At 66.1% G+C, this 15,030-nt stretch carries 10 protein-coding genes and 5 tRNA genes; all 15 read left to right on the forward strand.

Features of this window, described 5'->3' with window-relative positions; genetic code table 11:
* Positions 1–46: 46 nt before the first annotated feature.
* The 15 genes from WME75_RS02560 to rpoC all read left to right on the forward strand — a co-directional run bounded on the left by WME75_RS02560 (position 47) and on the right by rpoC (position 14,680).
* Positions 47–119 (forward strand) — tRNA-Thr (locus WME75_RS02560).
* Positions 120–200: 81 nt separating this feature from the next.
* Positions 201–282 (forward strand) — tRNA-Tyr (locus tag WME75_RS02565).
* A gap of 80 nt (positions 283–362) precedes the next feature.
* Positions 363–435: transfer RNA gene (locus WME75_RS02570), tRNA-Gly, on the forward strand.
* Between the two features lie 16 nt (positions 436–451).
* Positions 452–527 (forward strand) — tRNA-Thr (locus tag WME75_RS02575).
* A gap of 52 nt (positions 528–579) precedes the next feature.
* Positions 580–1,770: an elongation factor Tu gene (gene tuf / locus WME75_RS02580; RefSeq protein ID WP_437486061.1), complete on the forward strand. Its 1,191-nt coding sequence runs from the start codon at positions 580–582 to the stop codon at positions 1,768–1,770.
* Positions 1,771–1,779: 9 nt separating this feature from the next.
* Positions 1,780–1,950, forward strand: coding sequence for a 50S ribosomal protein L33 (gene rpmG, locus WME75_RS02585; RefSeq protein ID WP_437486063.1), 171 nt, complete (start codon positions 1,780–1,782; stop codon positions 1,948–1,950).
* 29 nt (positions 1,951–1,979) lie between these two features.
* A tRNA-Trp gene (locus tag WME75_RS02590) sits at positions 1,980–2,052 on the forward strand.
* A gap of 186 nt (positions 2,053–2,238) precedes the next feature.
* Complete coding sequence (gene secE, locus WME75_RS02595) at positions 2,239–2,757, forward strand: preprotein translocase subunit SecE (RefSeq protein ID WP_437486065.1); 519 nt, start codon at positions 2,239–2,241, stop codon at positions 2,755–2,757.
* Positions 2,758–2,787: 30 nt separating this feature from the next.
* Positions 2,788–3,318, forward strand: coding sequence for a transcription termination/antitermination protein NusG (gene nusG, locus WME75_RS02600; protein WP_437486067.1), 531 nt, complete (start codon positions 2,788–2,790; stop codon positions 3,316–3,318).
* A gap of 117 nt (positions 3,319–3,435) precedes the next feature.
* The gene (gene rplK, locus WME75_RS02605; RefSeq protein ID WP_437486069.1) at positions 3,436–3,879 is read left to right on the forward strand and encodes a 50S ribosomal protein L11; all 444 of its coding nucleotides are present in this window, start codon (positions 3,436–3,438) and stop codon (positions 3,877–3,879) included.
* 146 nt (positions 3,880–4,025) lie between these two features.
* A complete protein-coding gene (rplA, locus tag WME75_RS02610; protein WP_437486071.1) occupies positions 4,026–4,736 on the forward strand; it encodes a 50S ribosomal protein L1 in 711 nt (236 codons plus the stop codon).
* 3 nt (positions 4,737–4,739) lie between these two features.
* Positions 4,740–5,270, forward strand: coding sequence for a 50S ribosomal protein L10 (gene rplJ, locus WME75_RS02615; protein ID WP_437486073.1), 531 nt, complete (start codon positions 4,740–4,742; stop codon positions 5,268–5,270).
* A gap of 98 nt (positions 5,271–5,368) precedes the next feature.
* Positions 5,369–5,755: a 50S ribosomal protein L7/L12 gene (rplL, locus tag WME75_RS02620; protein ID WP_437486075.1), complete on the forward strand. Its 387-nt coding sequence runs from the start codon at positions 5,369–5,371 to the stop codon at positions 5,753–5,755.
* 369 nt (positions 5,756–6,124) lie between these two features.
* Positions 6,125–10,261: a DNA-directed RNA polymerase subunit beta gene (gene rpoB, locus WME75_RS02625; RefSeq protein WP_437486077.1), complete on the forward strand. Its 4,137-nt coding sequence runs from the start codon at positions 6,125–6,127 to the stop codon at positions 10,259–10,261.
* A gap of 135 nt (positions 10,262–10,396) precedes the next feature.
* A complete protein-coding gene (rpoC, locus tag WME75_RS02630) occupies positions 10,397–14,680 on the forward strand; it encodes a DNA-directed RNA polymerase subunit beta' (protein ID WP_437486079.1) in 4,284 nt (1,427 codons plus the stop codon).
* The last annotated feature ends 350 nt before the right edge of the window (positions 14,681–15,030 follow it).

The following is a 15,030-nucleotide window of genomic DNA, read 5'->3' on the forward strand; positions in this document are numbered from 1 at the left end:
ACGCTCGCCTCCGGGAGCCCCCGGGGACGGGCAGCGGGTCGATGTCGCTGGCGTGGCTCAATCGGTAGAGCACCTGCCTTGTAAGCAGGGGGTTAGGGGTTCAAGTCCCCTCGCCAGCTCCGATGCAAGGCAGCAGGTAGACGGTTCGGGAGGTCACGGGAGAGACAGGGAGCGGTAAGCTCGAAATACAGAGATAATCTGGAGGGTTGCCCGAGCGGCCAAAGGGAGCAGACTGTAAATCTGCCGGCAATGCCTACGATGGTTCGAATCCATCACCCTCCACCGGAGTGAGCTTTCGCTCCGATAGCGGTCCGACCAAGATGTAGCTCCGCCGGGGTCGCTCCCGGTGGAACCCCCCGCTCGCGGGCGTAGCTCAGTTGGTAGAGCGTCAGCCTTCCAAGCTGAACGTCGCCGGTTCGAACCCGGTCGCCCGCTCCGTGGTCGGTCGTTTGCCCACCTAGCTCAGTTGGCAGAGCACGTCCTTGGTAAGGACGAGGTCGTCGGTTCGATCCCGATGGTGGGCTCCAGCGAGGACAGCGCAACGCAGCCGCGAACTTCATTTCGGCAGGAGACATCTCGATGGCCAAGGAGAAATTCAGTCGTACGAAGCCGCACGTGAACGTGGGCACCATCGGCCACATCGACCACGGCAAGACCACGCTCACGGCCGCGCTCGTCAAGGTGCAGTCGAAGCGCAACCTGGCGAAGGCGATCTCGTACGCCGACATCGCGAAGGGCGGGACGGTCCGTGACGACACCAAGACGGTGACCATCGCGGCGGCGCACGTCGAGTACGAGTCGGTGAATCGCCACTACGCGCACGTCGACTGCCCCGGACACGCCGACTACATCAAGAACATGATCACCGGCGCGGCGCAGATGGACGGGGCGATCCTCGTCGTGTCGGCGCTCGACAGCGTGATGCCGCAGACGCGCGAGCACGTGCTGCTCGCCCGGCAGGTCGGCCTGAACCACATCGTCGTGTTCCTCAACAAGTGCGACGCCGTGGACGACCCGGAGATGCTGGACCTCGTCGAGATGGAGGTCCGCGAGCTCCTGTCGAAGTACAAGTTCGACGGCGACAACGCGCCGGTCATCCGGGGCGCGTCGCTGCCGGCGCTGCAGGGCGACCCCAAGTGGGAGGAGACGATCCAGCAGCTGCTCGGCGCGCTGGACACCTACATCCCCGAGCCGGTGCGCGACATCGACAAGCCGTTCCTGATGGCGATCGAGGACGTGTTCTCGATCAAGGGCCGCGGCACCGTGGCCACGGGCCGCATCGAGCGCGGCATCATCAAGGTCGGCGACGAGGTGCAGATCATCGGCTTCAAGGACACGAAGAAGTCGATCGTCACCGGCGTCGAGATGTTCCGGAAGCTGCTCGACCAGGGGCAGGCGGGCGACAACGTCGGATGTCTGCTCCGCGGCGTGGAGAAGGAAGAGATCGAGCGCGGCCAGGTGCTCGCGAAGCCCGGGTCGATCACGCCGCACACGAAGTTCACCGGTGAGGTGTACGTCCTCAAGAAAGAGGAGGGCGGGCGCCACACGCCGTTCTTCACCAACTACCGGCCGCAGTTCTACATCCGGACGACGGACGTGACCGGCACGGTGAACCTCCCCGAGGGGGTGAAGATGGTGATGCCGGGCGACAACATCACGATGACGATCGAGCTCATCGCCCCGGTCGCGCTGGAGGAGCAGATGCGCTTCGCCATCCGCGAGGGCGGCAAGACGGTGGGCGCCGGCGTCGTCACCAAGATCCTCGCGTAGGAGACGGACATGAGCGAGCAGGCCGGTGGGTGGCGTGCGGCGCGCATCGCCGTCTCACTGGCCTGCTGCGAGTGCAAGTCGCGGAACTACAAGACCACGAAGGCGCCTGATCAGGTGATTTCGCTCAAGAAGTTCTGCAAGCAGTGCAAGAAGCACACGGTTCACAACGAAACCAAGTGAACGGGTGCTCAGGAAGGCGCAGCGATTCTAGGGGTATAGCTCAGTTGGTAGAGCAGCGGATTCCAAATCCGCAGGTCGGGAGTTCGAGCCTCTCTGCCCCTGCCGGGGAATGTGGGCGCCCAGGGGGCGCCTCCGAAGCCCCATCGAGCAGGCTTCTGTCTGCCGCGGGCCGGCGCGTTTGGTGTGGTTATGGCGAAGGGTCAAAAAGACAAGCAAACGCCGAAGGTCGCGGAGGATGGGGAGCCGGACGAATCTGGATCGGCCGAGCCCACCGAAGCGTCGTCCCTCGTGACGCAGGGCGAAGAGCCGGCGGCCGCTGACGACGAAGATGCCGAGGCGCTCCGCGTCGGTGAGCCCGAGGAGGCCGAGGAAGAGATCGCGGCCACCCAGCTCGGGACGGAGCGCTATGTGCTCGCCGGCTTCTTCGCCGCCGGGATGCTGCTCGCTTACCTCCTCGGCAAGATCGTCCACGGCGTCTGGGCGACCCTCTCCAACAAGGACTGGTTCAGCCGGGCGCTGCCGGCGGTCTCCGCGGTGGGTGACGACGACAAGGTGACCTACGGCATGGTCGTCGGCGGCGTCATCGCGCTCATCGTCGTGCTGCGAATGTTCCGCAACGCGGAGCTCCGCACCTGGAGCGACGAGGTTGCCTCCGAGCTGGCGAAGGTGAAGTGGCCGACCAAGAAAGAGGTGACGAACTCGACGTTCGTCGTCATCGCCACGACCACCGTGGCGACCCTCTATCTGGCGCTGCTCGACCGCTTCTGGGCATTCGTGACCAACATCGTTTACGGCGATGGAAGCTGAAGCAGGGAGACCCTGAGGGAATCAAGCGCCATGGCCAAGAAGTGGTACGTCATCCATACCTACTCGGGATACGAGGCGAAGGTGCGCGACGCGCTCCAGCAGCGCGTGAAGCAATACGGACTGGAAGATCGGTTCGGCGAGATCCTCATCCCGAGCGAGACGGTCACGGAGAACCGTCCTGGCGGCAAGACGCGCGTTCGTCAAAAGCTCAGCTTGCCCGGCTACATCTTCGTCGAGATGGAGATGAACGAGCAGGTCTGGCACCTGGTCAAGGACACGCCCAAGGTGACCGGCTTCATCGGCAACCAGGCGCCGCAGGAAGTCCCGCTGGTACAGATCGACAGCCTGCGGCGGGGGATCGTCGAGGGGGCAGTCAAGCCGAAGCCCCGGCTCACGTTCGAGGTGGGTGAGGAAGTGCGGGTCCTGGATGGGGCCTTCGCGAACTTCACCGGCACGGTCGACGACGTGAAGATGGACAAGCAGAAGCTCAAGGTGAAGGTCAGCATCTTCGGCCGACCCACCAGCGTGGAGCTCGACTTCTCCGCCGTGGAGAAGCGCTAGTCGGGGGCGAACGGCTGCAAACCTGCGGGCGAGGACCGCGTCTCCGCGGTGCATCGCTGTTTCTCTGAATAGTAGACCGCCCGTCGGGCGGCGGTTCGATAGGGTGCGAGATTCATCATGGCGAAGAAAATCACTGGGTACGTGAAGCTGCAGCTTCCGGCGGGCAAGGCCAACCCGTCGCCCCCCGTCGGTCCGGCGCTCGGCCAGCACGGCGTCAACATCATGGCGTTCTGCAAGGACTTCAACTCGCGGACGGCAACACAGGGAGACATGATCATCCCGGTGGTGATCACGGTCTACTCGGACCGCTCGTTCACGTTCATCATGAAGACGCCGCCGGCCTCCGTGCTCCTGAAGAAGGCGGCGGGGCTCGAGACAAAGAAGAAGCCGGGCGCGGGTTCCAAGGAACCCAACAAGGTCAAGGTGGGCAAGGTGACGCAGCAGCAGGTGCAGGAGCTTGCCCAGCTCAAGATGCAGGACATGAACACGACCAACCTCGACGCCGCGATGCGCAGCATGACGGGCACCGCCCGCTCGATGGGCATCGACATCGTCGACTGAGGTGGGTCGCAGCGCTCCCCGCCGTCGGGGATGCGTGCCGCCCTGGCGGCGCTCCGATCGAGGGCGCTCCGGCGGACTGAGAGAAGACTTACCACGGTAGTTTTAGGCGCACCGTGGGAGGCGAGAGCCGTTACGAAGGAGGGCATATGCCGAAAGTCGCCAAGAAGAAACTCGCAGCGCGAACATTCGTCGATCGCGCGCGAAAGTACACATTGCAGGAGGCGTGCGCGCTCGTGAAGCAAGCCGCGCCCGCCAAGTTCGACGAGACGGTGGACGTTGCGGTCCGGCTGGGGGTCAACCCGCGGCACGCAGACCAGATGGTCCGCGGCGCCGTGGTGCTCCCCCATGGCACGGGGCAGTCGCTCCGTGTGCTTGTGTTTGCGAAGGGTGAGAAGGCCAGGGAGGCCGAGGCTGCCGGAGCCGACTTCGTCGGCGAGGCGGATCTCGTGAACAAGGTCCAGGAAGGCTTCATGGACTTTGACCGCGTGATCGCGACGCCCGACATGATGGGCCTGGTGGGCAAGCTCGGCCGTATCCTCGGTCCGCGCGGCCTGATGCCGAACCCCAAGGTGGGGACGGTGACGTTTGACGTGAAGACGGCCATCTCGGAGGCCAAGGCCGGCAAGGTCGAGTACCGCGTCGAGAAGGCGGGCATCGTCCACGCTCGGATCGGCAAGGTCTCCTTCGCGGAGGACGCGCTCCAGGTCAACGCAGACGCGCTGATCCAGGCGCTCGTCCGGGCCAAGCCGGCGACAGCCAAGGGCATCTACCTCCGGAGCATCACGATGTCCTCGACGATGGGCCCGGGGGTTCGCATTGACCCGGTCCACTTCGTCGGCAAGGCAGAGGAGGCGTAGCCCATGGAACGGTCCCAGAAGGAAGCGGTTGTCGGCTCAGTCCGGCAGAAATTCGAGCGGATGTCTTCCGCGGTCTTCCTGGATTTCAAGGGAATGAACGTCGAGGCGGTCACCAAGCTTCGCGATGAATTCCGGAAGTCCGGCGTCGAGTACCGGGTCGTGAAGAACTCGCTCGTCCGCCACGCCGTCAAGGAGCATCCCTGGGCGAACACGCTGGCGAAGAGCCTGACCGGCATGACCGGCGTGGCCTGGAGCTACGAGGATCCGAGCGCGGCAGCCAAGGTCGTCAAGGCGTTCCGCAAGGACAACCAGAAGCTCCAGATCAAGGCGGGGCTCATCGAGGGGCAGATCCTCTCGGGCGACGCCGTCGAGACGCAGCTCGCGACGATGCCCGGCAAGGATGAGCTCCGTGCCACGCTGCTCGCGACGCTCCAGGCGCCGCTCCAGCAGTTCGTACAGCAGCTCAACGCGCCTCTCCAGAATTTCGCCTATCTCCTGAAGGCGAAGGAAGACGCGGCGGGTACGTCGGCCTGAGAGGGCGCTTTCGTAACAAATGGGCCTTGCGCCCGTCTGGTTTTGGTTTACATCGCCCCCTCCCCGGGGCGCGCAGAAGAGTTTGAAGGAGTCTTGCAATGGCTGAGATCACGCGCGAGCAGGTCGTCGATTACCTCTCCAACCTCCCTGTCATCCAGATCGCCGAGCTCATCAAGGACCTCGAGAACAAGTGGGGCGTCAAGGCTGCCCCCGCGGCTGTCGCCGTGGCCGCCGGCCCCTCGACCGCCGCTCCGGCCGAGAAGCCCCCGGAGCAGACCGAGTTCGACGTCATCCTTGCGAGCGCCGGCAGCAACAAGATCGGCGTCATCAAGGCGATCCGCGAGATCACCGGTCTGGGCCTGAAGGAGGCGAAGGACCTGGTCGAGGCCGCGCCGAAGACCGTCAAGGAGCAGGTTTCCAAGGCGGACGCGGAGGAGATGAAGAAGAAGCTCGTCGAGGCAGGTGCTACGGTCGAGCTCAAGTAACGATCACCGTTCCCTGCCAGGGGAAATCGGGATCCGCCGGAGGACGGCGGCAGGGCGATCGTCCCTGCCGCACGTCCCGCTTTTGTCTGAAGAAAGGGACCGCGGGTGCGGGTCCTTGCGCAACGCTGCTGTAGAGGACCGCGGCTACGGGTCCTCGGTCAATTCTGACGAGGACCGCGGGTGCGGGTCCTCGACCAATGCCGGAGCTCAATGGGTCGCCACGCGGTCCGCTCTGCCCCCACAGCCAAGATGTTTTGGGTCCTCACACCCTGGGGACGCTCGCTCGCCATTGGTGCGTAGCTTCGTGTTCGTTGCTCGGTTCGAGTCGTGCGCCCGCCCCGCACGGCTCGTGTGAGCCGGAGGAAATCGATGCCGTCGGTCGTCCAATCCAACTTCCGCGTCCGTAAGAACCTGGGTCGCGTTCGTCGCATCATCGACGTCCCCAACCTGATCGACATCCAGAAGTCGAGCTACGACAAATTCCTCCAGATGAGCGTTCCGCCGAACGAGCGGGAGGAGATCGGGCTGCAGGCGGTGTTCCGCTCGGTTTTCCCGATCAAAGACTTCAACGGCACGAGCGAGCTCGTCTTCGTCTCGTACAACCTCGAGCCGCCGAAGTACGACGTCGATGAGTGCCGCCAGCGCGGCATGACCTACTCGGCGCCGATCAAGGTCACGAACCAGCTGATGATCTACGACACCCGCGACGGCGGGGAGCGGATCGTCCGCGACATCAAGGAGCAGGAGGTCTACTTCGGCGAGCTCCCGCTGATGACCGAGACGGGCACGTTCATCATCAACGGGACCGAGCGCGTCGTCGTCAGCCAGCTGCACCGCAGCCCCGGCGTCTTCTTCGACCACGACAAGGGCAAGACGCACTCGAGCGGCAAGCTGCTCTATTCCGCGCGCGTCATCCCGTACCGCGGCTCGTGGCTCGACTTCGAGTTCGACCCGAAGGACATCATCTACGTTCGCATCGACCGCCGGCGGAAGATGCACGCGACCGTGCTGCTGCGCGCGCTCGGGTACTCGACGCAGGACCTGCTCAACTACTTCTACTCGACCGAGACCGTGTATCTCGAGCAGGGGGGCAAGTACTCGAAGAGCATCGAGTACGACCTCCTGGCCGGCCAGCGGACGACGCGCGACATCAAGATCGGCAGCGATGTCATCGTCAAGAAGAACACCAAGTTCACCCGCGCCGCCATCCGGAAGATGAAGGAGGCGAAGCTCGAGCGGCTCAGCCTCGAGCCGGAGGAGCTCGTCGGGAAGGTCGCGGCGCACGACATCGTCGACCCGGAGACGGGCGAGGTCGTGGTCGAGGTGAACGAGGAGCTCACCGAGGCGAAGCTCGAGCGGCTGCGCGACGCGAACATCGAGCAGTTCCGCATCCTCTTCATCGACGGCCTGAACGTGGGATCGTACCTGCGCGACACGCTGCTCACCGACAAGGTGAAGACGATGGAGGACTCGATCCTCGAGATCTACCGGCGGCTGCGTCCGGGGGATCCGCCGACGCTCGAGACCGCCAAGACCCTGTTCCACAACCTGTTCTTCAACGCCGAGCGCTACGACCTGTCGAAGGTCGGCCGGCTGAAGCTGAACTACAAGTTCTACCGTGACGTCCCCGAGGACGAGCGGCCGGGGCTCGACCTCACCGTGCTCACGCCGCAGGACATCCTGGAGACGGTGCGGCACCTGATCGAGCTGAAGAACGGGCGCGGCTCGGTCGACGACATCGACCACCTCGGCAACCGCCGCGTGCGCGCGGTCGGCGAGCTGATGGAGAACCAGTATCGCATCGGCCTCGTCCGCATGGAGCGCGCGATCAAGGAGCGCATGAGCATGTCGCAGGAGATCGACACGCTCATGCCCCACGATCTGATCAACGCGAAGCCGGTCAGCGCGGTCGTGAAGGAGTACTTCGGGAGCTCGCAGCTCTCGCAGTTCATGGACCAGACCAACCCGCTCTCCGAGGTCACCCACAAGCGCCGCCTCTCGGCGCTCGGGCCGGGCGGCCTCACGCGCGAGCGGGCCGGGTTCGAGGTGCGCGACGTCCACGCGACCCACTACGGCCGCATCTGCCCGATCGAGACGCCCGAAGGGCCGAACATCGGCCTCATCGCGTCGCTGTCGACGTTCGCCCGCGTGAACGAGTTCGGCTTCGTCGAGACGCCGTACCGCAAGGTCGAGAACGGCCGCGTGACCGAGGACGTGATCTGGTTCTCCGCGCTCGAGGAGGAGGGCAAGTACATCGCGCAGGCGACCGTGAACCTCGACGAGAGCGGGCGCTTCAAGGAGTCGCTCGTCTCGGCCCGCTACAACGGCGAGTTCAAGATCGTCACGCCCGAGATGGTGGAGCTGATGGACGTCGCGCCGAACCAGATGGTGTCGGTCGCCGCCGCGCTCGTGCCCTTCCTCGAGCACGACGACGCGAACCGCGCGCTCATGGGCGCCAACATGCAGCGCCAGGCCGTGCCGCTGGTCCAGTCGCACGCGCCGCTCGTGGGCACCGGCATGGAGGAGCGGCTCGCCCGCGACTCCGGCGTCTGCGTCATCGCGCGGCGCCCCGGGGTCGTCGAGAGCGTCGACGCGACGCGCATCGTCGTCCGGGCCGAGGGCGAGGGCGCCGAGGTGCCCGATATCTACCACCTCATGAAGTTCCAGCGCTCGAACCAGTCGACCTGCTACACGCAGAAGCCGGTCGTCAGGACGGGCGAGGTGGTGAAGAAGGGCGACGTGCTCGCCGACGGCCCGTCCACGGACATGGGCGAGCTCGCGCTCGGCCAGAACGTGCTCGTCGCGTTCATGCCGTGGCAGGGCTACAACTTCGAGGACTCCATCCTGGTGTCCGAGCGCATCGCCAAGGACGACGTGTTCACCTCGATCCACATCGAGGAGTTCGAGTGCGTCGCCCGCGACACGAAGCTCGGCAAGGAGGAGATCACCCGCGACATCCCGAACGTCGGCGAGGAGGCGCTCAAGGACCTCGACGACTCCGGCATCGTCCGCATCGGGGCCGAGGTGCGTCCCGGCGACATCCTGGTCGGCAAGATCACCCCGAAGGGCGAGACCCAGCTCTCGCCCGAGGAGAAGCTGCTCCGGGCGATCTTCGGCGAGAAGGCGGGCGACGTCCGCGACAGCTCGCTCAAGGTGCCGCCCGGGGTCGGCGGGATCGTCATCAACGCCCGCGTGTTCTCGCGCAAGGGGACCGAGAAGGACGACCGCGCGCGGGACATCGAGGACCAGGAGCGCGCCAGGATCGAGCGGACGCGCGACGAGGAGATCAAGATCCTCCGCGACTCGTTCTTCCGCCGCATCCGCGAGCTCCTGGTCGGCAGGGAGGCGTCGGGCAAGCTCGTCGACGACAAGGGCAAGGTGCTCTTCCAGAAGGGCTCCATCATCGACGAGGCCTCGCTCGCCGAGATCCCCCGCAAGTACTGGGGCGAGATCCCTGTCGATGACGCCGAGCGGGTCCAGCAGATCCTGCGCGACCTCGAGGAGCTCGTCCGCACGCGCGAGGAGCACTTCCGCGACAAGATCGATCGCCTCTCCAAGGGCGACGAGCTGCCGCCGGGCGTCATCAAGATGGTGAAGGTCTATATCGCCATCAAGCGCAAGCTCCAGGTCGGCGACAAGATGGCGGGCCGTCACGGCAACAAGGGTGTCATCAGCCGCATCCTCCCCGAGGAGGACATGCCGTATCTGCAGGACGGCAGGCCGGTCGATCTCGTGCTCAACCCGCTCGGCGTGCCGAGCCGCATGAACGTCGGTCAGATCCTCGAGATCCACCTCGGGTGGGGCGCCTTCGAGCTCGGCAACCAGCTGCAGCGCATGGTCGAGCAGCAGCGGGCGACCACCGAGATCAAGGCGCACCTGAAGGCCATCTATGCGGGCGACGAGTCGATGGACGGCTTCTTCGATGACCTCGACGACGGCGACGTCAAGCGCTTCGTCAAGACGGTCGACGAGGGCGTGTTCATGGGATCGCCGGTGTTCGACGGCGCTCACGAGTCGGATATCAAGGGCGCTCTCGATACCGCGGATCTCCCGACCTCAGGCCAGGCGATCCTCTTCGACGGGCGCACGGGCGAGGCGTTCGATCAGAACGTCACGGTGGGCATCATGTACATGCTGAAGCTCCACCACCTGGTCGACGACAAGATCCACGCGCGCTCGATCGGGCCCTACTCCCTCGTCACGCAGCAGCCCCTCGGCGGCAAGGCGCAGTTCGGCGGGCAGCGGCTCGGCGAGATGGAGGTCTGGGCGATGGAGGCCTACGGCGCGGCCTACGCGCTGCAGGAGTTCCTCACCGTGAAGAGCGACGACGTGATGGGCCGCACCCGGATGTACGAGGCCATCGTGAAGGGGGACTACACCCTGGAGGCGGGGCTGCCGGAGAGCTTCAACGTGCTCATCAAGGAGCTCCAGTCGCTGTGCCTGAACGTCGAGCTTGTCGAGTCGACCGGAGGCGTGGAGGCCTCGGCCGCGGAGGAAGAGGAGTGATGCAGTTCGTCACGTCACGAGCGCCGCGCGCCGGGTCGGTGATGGCGAGGGAGGCGCGTCGCGCGGGCGGCGCGCTCCCGAACGCCGACACGGTGGGCGCGGACAGGTTCATCGGTTTCGTTTCCGGAGGTCTCCATGCGTGACATCTTCAGCTTCTTCGAGAAGCCCAAAGACCCGCTGTCGTTCAGCGCCATCCGCATCTCGCTCGCGAGCCCGGAGAAGATCCGCGAGTGGTCCCACGGCGAGGTGAAGAAGCCGGAGACCATCAACTACCGGACGTTCAAGCCGGAGCGAGATGGTCTGTTCTGCGCCAAGATCTTCGGGCCGGTGAAGGACTACGAGTGCAATTGCGGCAAGTACAAGCGCATGAAGCACCGTGGCATCGTGTGCGAGAAGTGCGGCGTCGAGGTCATCCAGTCGAAGGTCCGCCGCGAGCGGCTCGGGCACATCTCGCTGGCCACGCCGGTCGCCCACATCTGGTTCCTGAAGAGCCTGCCGTCGCGCATCGGCAACATGCTCGACATCACGCTCAAGGACCTGGAGAAGGTGCTCTATTGCGAGGCCTACATCGTCATCGATCCGAAGGAGACCGGCCTCATGAGGGGCGATCTCCTGAGCGAGGAGCGCTATCTGCAGCTGCTCGACGAGTACGGTGACGACAAGTTCAGCGCCGGGATGGGCGGCGAGGCGGTCCTCGAGATGCTCAAGCAGGTCGACGTCCACGGCCTTGCCGAGCTGCTCAGGTCCGAGATGCGCGCGGCGACCAGCGAGGCCAAGCGGAAGAAGCTGGCGAAGCGGCTCAAGGTCGTCGAGGCCTTCCGCGAGAGCGGCAATCGGCCGGAGTGGATGATGCTGACCGTGATCCCGGTGCTCCCGCCGGATCTGCGCCCGCTCGTGCCCCTGGACGGCGGCCGCTTCGCGACCAGCGATCTCAACGACCTCTACCGCCGCGTCATCAACCGCAACAACCGCCTGAAGCGGCTCCTCGAGCTGAACGCGCCGGAGATCATCATCCGGAACGAGCGCCGGATGCTGCAGGAGGCGGTCGACGCCCTGTTCGACAACGGCCGCCGCGGCAAGACGATCACCGGCCCGAACAAGCGCCCGCTCAAGTCGCTCTCCGACATGCTGAAGGGCAAGCAGGGCCGGTTCCGCCAGAACCTGCTCGGCAAGCGCGTCGACTACTCGGGCCGCTCGGTCATCGTCGTCGGCCCGACGCTGCGCCTGCACCAGTGCGGTCTGCCCAAGAAGATGGCGCTCGAGCTCTTCAAGCCGTTCATCTACAACAAGCTGGAAGAGCGCGGCTACGTCAACACCATCAAGAGCGCGAAGAAGATGGTGGAGAAGGAGCGCCCGGAGGTCTGGGACATCCTCGAGGAGGTCATCAGCGAGCACCCGGTGCTCCTGAACCGCGCCCCGACGCTCCACCGCCTCGGCATCCAGGCGTTCGAGCCGGTCCTCATCGAGGGCAAGGCGATCCAGCTGCACCCGCTGGTCTGCGCGGCGTTCAACGCCGACTTCGACGGCGACCAGATGGCGGTCCACGTGCCGCTGTCGGTCGAGGCGCAGATGGAGGCGCGCGTGCTCATGATGAGCACGAACAACATCCTCTCGCCCGCGAGCGGCAAGCCGATCATCAACCCGACCCAGGACATCGTGCTCGGGCTCTACTATGCGACCCGCGAGCGCAAGTTCGAGAAGGGGTCGTACCGCGCGGACACCCTCTCCTTCGGCGAGGACGGCGTGGCGCAGGGCTACCTCCGGGGCATCTACGCCTCCCCCGAGGAGGTGCGGATGGCCTACGACAACGGCGAGGTCGCGCTGCACGCCGGCGTCCGCGTCCGGGTGCCGATCATCGACGACGACGGGAATCCGCAGCTCGACGAGTTCGGCCACGTGAAGCGCCGCATCGTCGAGACCACGGTGGGCCGCGTCATCATCTCCGAGGTCCTCCCGAAGGGGGTCGCGTTCGAGTACGCGAACAAGACCCTCGACAAGAAGGCGCTCTCGGCGCTCATCGACGTCTGCTACCGCATCCACCGCAACAAGGAGACCGTCCTCCTCGCGGACCGGCTCCGCACGCTCGGCTTCGACCACGCGATGCGGGCGGGCATCTCGATCTGCATGGATCACATGGTGATCCCGGCGGCCAAGAAGGTCCTCCTGGGCGAGGCCCAGAAGGAGGTCGAGCGCGTCGTCGAGCAGTACCAGGAGGGGCTCATCACCGACGGCGAGCGGTACAACAAGATCGTCGATATCTGGGCGAGCATCGCCGACCAGGTCACGACCGAGATGATGGCCGGCATCGGCAAGGAGACGATCGTCGATCACGAGACGGGCAAGTCCTCGATCGAGCCGAGCTTCAACCCGATCTACATCATGGCCGACTCCGGCGCGCGCGGCTCCACGCAGCAGATCCGGCAGCTGGCCGCGATGCGCGGCCTGATGGCCAAGCCGTCCGGCGAGATCATCGAGACGCCGATCACCGCGAACTTCCGCGAGGGTCTCAGCGTGCTCCAGTACTTCATCTCGACGCACGGCGCGCGCAAGGGCCTCGCCGACACCGCGCTCAAGACGGCGAACTCGGGTTACCTCACCCGGCGGCTCGTCGACGTGGCGCAGGACGCGGTCATCTCCGAGTTCGACTGCGGCACGCTCGACGGCATCCGCGTGGCGAAGCTCGAGGAGGCCGGCGAGGTCATCCAGCCGCTCGGCGACCGCATCCTCGGCCGCGTCGCGCTGGAGGACGTCGTCGACCCGCTCACCGGCGAGGTGCTCATCACCGCGAACACCGAGCTCGACGAGGCTGCGGTGCGGTCCATCGAGGACGCCGGCATCGAGGAGGTCGTCATCCGGTCGGTGCTCACGTGCCAGCTCCGCCGCGGGGTGTGCGCGCTCTGCTACGGCCGCGACCTCGCGCGCGGCTACCGGGTCAACATCGGCGAGGCGGTGGGCATCATCGCCGCCCAGTCGATCGGCGAGCCGGGCACGCAGCTCACGATGCGCACCTTCCACATCGGCGGCACCGCGGCGCGCGGCAAGATCGAGGCGAGCTACCTCGAGGCCCGCACCGAGGGCACGGTCCGCCTCCGCCGCGCGGTCGTCCAGAAGAAGAAGGACGGCACCATGGTGGTCATGAACCGCCACGGCGAGATCGTGGTCGTCGACGAGACGGGGCGCGAGCGCGAGCACAACCGCCTCGTCTACGGCGCCATCCTCAAGAAGGCCGACGGCGAGCGCACCAAGGCCGGCGAGCTGCTCGCCGAGTGGGACCAGTTCGCGACGCCGATCCTCACCGAGGTCTCCGGCGTGGTGAAGTTCGGCGACCTCATCGAGGGCGTCAGCGTGCAGGATCGCCTCGACGAGGTGACGGGCCTCTCGCGAAAGGTCGTCATCGAGTCGAAGGCGGCCGACGTCCGCCCGCGCATCTCGCTGAAGGACCCCGAGACCGGCAGGACGCTGAAGCTGCCGAACAGCGAGCTCGAGGCGCGCTACCTGCTCCCCGTCGGCGCGCACATCGTCGCGCAGGAGGGGGATCTCATCGAGGCCGGCGAGGTCATCGCGAAGATCCCGCGCGACACGACGAAGGTGCAGGACATCACCGGCGGTCTGCCCCGCGTCGCCGAGCTGTTCGAGGCCAGAAAGCCCAAGGATCACGCGATCATCAGCGAGATCGACGGCGAGGTCACGTTCGGCAAGGACACGAAGGGCAAGCGGAAGGTCATCATCACGCCGTACTCGCCGGACGGGCATGCGCTCGGCGATCAGGCGCGCGAGTACCTGATCCCCAAGGGCAAGCACATCCAGGTGCAGCCGGGCGACCGGGTGCGCGCGGGTGACCCGCTCCAGGACGGTCCGCCGAACCCGCACGACATCCTCCGGGTGAAGGGCGAGAAGGAGCTGTCGGCCTGGCTCGTGAACGAGATCCAGCAGGTCTACCGGCTCCAGGGCGTCGGCATCAACGACAAGCACATCGAGGTCATCGTCCGGCAGATGCTCCGGCGGGTCCGCGTGCGCGAGGTCGGCGATACGAACTTCCTGGTCGACGAGCAGGTGGAGAAGCACATCTTCGAGAAGGAGAACGAGACCGTCCTCGAGCGCGGCGGCAAGCCCGCCATCGCCGAGGCGCTCCTCCTCGGCATCACCAAGGCCAGCCTGTCGACCGAGTCGTTCATCAGCGCCTCGTCGTTCCAGGAGACGACCAAGGTGCTCACCGAGGCCGCGATCAACGGCAAGACGGACGATCTCCGCGGTCTCAAGGAGAACGTCATCATGGGCCGCCTGATCCCGGCCGGGACGGGGCTGCCCGCCTACAAGCGTCTCCAGGTCGTGGTCGAGGGCGAGCCGGTGGTGCAGGCGCCGTACGTCGCCCCGCGGCCGCGTCCCGAGGAGACGCTCACGGCGGTGAACGAGGAGTAACGGCCGCCGGCGCGCCCAGGGCGGGGTCGACCCCCGCCTCCGGGCGCGCCGTCCGTCCCCCGGATACCCACCAATCCGGGGGCGGCTTTCCTCTTACAGCCTCGAGCTTGCCGGCCTGGCGAGCAGCGCCGGACGTGGCGTGCGCGCCTACCCGGGGTCAGCCTTCACCTCCACACGTAGCAGCGCATCGGGTCGAGCGGGGTCTCGGGAGTCAACCGGCGTTGGCCGGGATGCTCACGGGGCTCGCGCACCGAGCCGAGCTCTGCTCTCATCCATCGAGCGCACCCCATGGCTGCACACGCCGCGAGCGGCTGGCCAGCTTTCCCCGCGTGCTTTCGTTCCGCGAGGGT

The sequence above is a fragment of the Sorangium sp. So ce1014 genome, assembly GCF_051521505.1.
Classification (GTDB): domain Bacteria; phylum Myxococcota_A; class Polyangia; order Polyangiales; family Polyangiaceae; genus Sorangium.